The organism is Staphylococcus sp. GW823-FHT05F06 (assembly GCF_058795495.1).
On the sequence record NZ_JBXAHW010000035.1, the window covers coordinates 1 to 2,345 of the forward strand.

1 pseudogene is annotated in these 2,345 nt (G+C 37.7%); it reads right to left on the minus strand.

The window, feature by feature from the left end:
* Positions 1–2,237 (minus strand): annotated as a pseudogene (gene aap, locus AC1Q7N_RS11630) (accumulation-associated protein Aap); the annotation flags it as partial.
* Positions 2,238–2,345: the final 108 nt, after the last annotated feature.

The window sequence follows — 2,345 nt, forward strand, 5'->3', positions numbered from 1 at the left end:
TCGCCAACTTTTTCCCCTGTTAATGGGTTCTTAGTTGTTGGTGTTGTAATTGTTTTTGTTCCTGGTTCACCTTTTTGTTTAACACGCTCTTCACCTGGTTTTAAATCAGGATTGAATTCACGTTTCTTGTCGAATGGAATTTCTTCCGTTGACGTGATCGGATCTCCATCAACTGGACCATATTTTGTCACATCATCCACAGGTGGAGTAACTACTTCGCCTGTATCAGGATTTTTAACCCCCGGCTTACCTGGTTGCGTTGTTTGACTACCTTTCGGTGCATTTGGATCAAATTCATCCTTATGGCCTGGCTTGATTTCTTCGCCACCATATTCTGTGATTTCATCTACTGGTTGTTTTGTTATTTTTTCTGTTGGTTCACCTTCGCCAACTTTTTCTCCTGTATTAGGATTGACATAAGTTGGTGTTGTTGTTGTTTCAATTCCTGGTTCACCTTTTTGGACTACTTTTTCTGTACCTGGGGCTAAGTTTGGATCAAATTCACGTTTCTTATTAAATGGTATTTCCTTAGTTGATATAATTGGATCTCCATCGACTGCTTTAGGAGTGTATGTCAATGTTGCACCATCTAAATCAGCTCTCATAACGCCACTTGCGTATGTACCACTATTACCATTTCCATATTGACTTGATGTAACTAAAAAATTGTAACTATCAGTTGGACTCAATCCTAATTCAGATAACGTAGCCGTCCAAGTTTTACCAGCATAAGTAGCTGTAAAAGTTTGATTTGAAGCATTATATTTCAAATTAACATTATTTAATTTTTGACCATGGAATTTACCATCTAAATCATTAGTAGTATTATCTGCGTAGTTAAGAAAATCTGTTGATGGAGTACCTGATCCTACTTTAGAAGTATTACCTTGGGAGTCATTTTTAACAAATGTCCCATACCCTCTATAGCCTTGACCAGCTTGTTTCTGTATTTTATCTAATGGATCGTTATTATAATATCCTGTATCAATTCTGAAACCAGCTGCACTAGGTGTACCTTTTTCACGTAAGATACCACCGTTTTTTAGGAAATCATCCCCATCTTTCTTGCTGAACATAAAGCCCCAACCATCTGCACCAGTTGTATTACTTTGACGATTGTTTGCTACTCTAATGTTAAAGTCGAAATCTTTATCAAAACTAACTTGATTTTTAAATTGAACTGCACCAGCTGTTGTTGTACCAGGTGGCTGTCCATAATTATATCTCGTTAAATTTGTCGCATTTAAATCTGTAGGATTACTTTCGATATCTACTCTACCGTAAAAATCGTAATTATCTCTACCTTTAACCGTAGTTGGCGGTATATCTATTGTATTTTTAGTGTTATTGGATGAACTATCAGCAGGCATGCTTAATAAGGACATAAACGGAGAACTATAATTTAAATTCACAGGTTCTGAAGTTGTAGGTTCTATTTTACTGTCAGTGTTTGGTTGTGATGATTGTAATTCCTCGTTTTTAGAAACAGCAGGGATATCTTCTTTTCTAGCTAGGTCATTTCTTGTAGGGGCTTCTGAAAATTGTGTTTGTGTATCATTATCTGAATTAGCTTTGATAGTTGGAACATTCGGTGCTTCTGCATTGCTTCCTTCTTCTGTCTTCGTTGGCTCAGATTGAGCTGCTTCTGCATTGCCTCCTTCTTCTGCCTTCGTTGGCTCAGATTGAGCTGCTTTTGCGTTGCTTCCTTCTTCTGTCTTCGTTGGCTCAGATTGAGGTGCTTCTGCATTGCTTCCTTCTTCTGCCTTCGTTGGCTCAGATTGAGCTGCTTTTACGTTGCTTCCTTCTTCTGCCTTCGTTGGCTCAGATTGAGGTGCTTCTGCATTGCCTCCTTCTTCTGCCTTCGTTGGCTCAGATTGAGGTGCTTCTGCATTGCCTCCTTCTTCTGCCTTCGTTGGCTCAGATTGAGGTGCTTCTGCATTGCTTCCTTCTTCTGCTTGCAATGTAGAAGACATCTGTGGTGCTTCATTGTTTACAGTAGGTTGATTTGTGTTTTCAAGTGATCTTTCACTACTATCATTTTGATTAGCTTGTGTAATTGGATCAACTTGTTTTTCTTCTGCAGCTTTCGCTTCATGGCTACTACTTCCAAAAATAAGTGTCGAACCAAGTAATATTGAGGCCGTACCAACAGTGAATTTTCTTATAGAATACTTGTTTAATTTGTTAGGTAAAAAATCCACTTTTTTATTAATAGGACCTTGTCTACGTTTGCCCATATTATACCTCCCATGTATTTAATTTTAAATGTAAGAGTTCGGGACATAAAGTATCTGGATAAGTGAAAAAAGACAATTTCTATTGAAATAATATAGAAATTGTCTTTT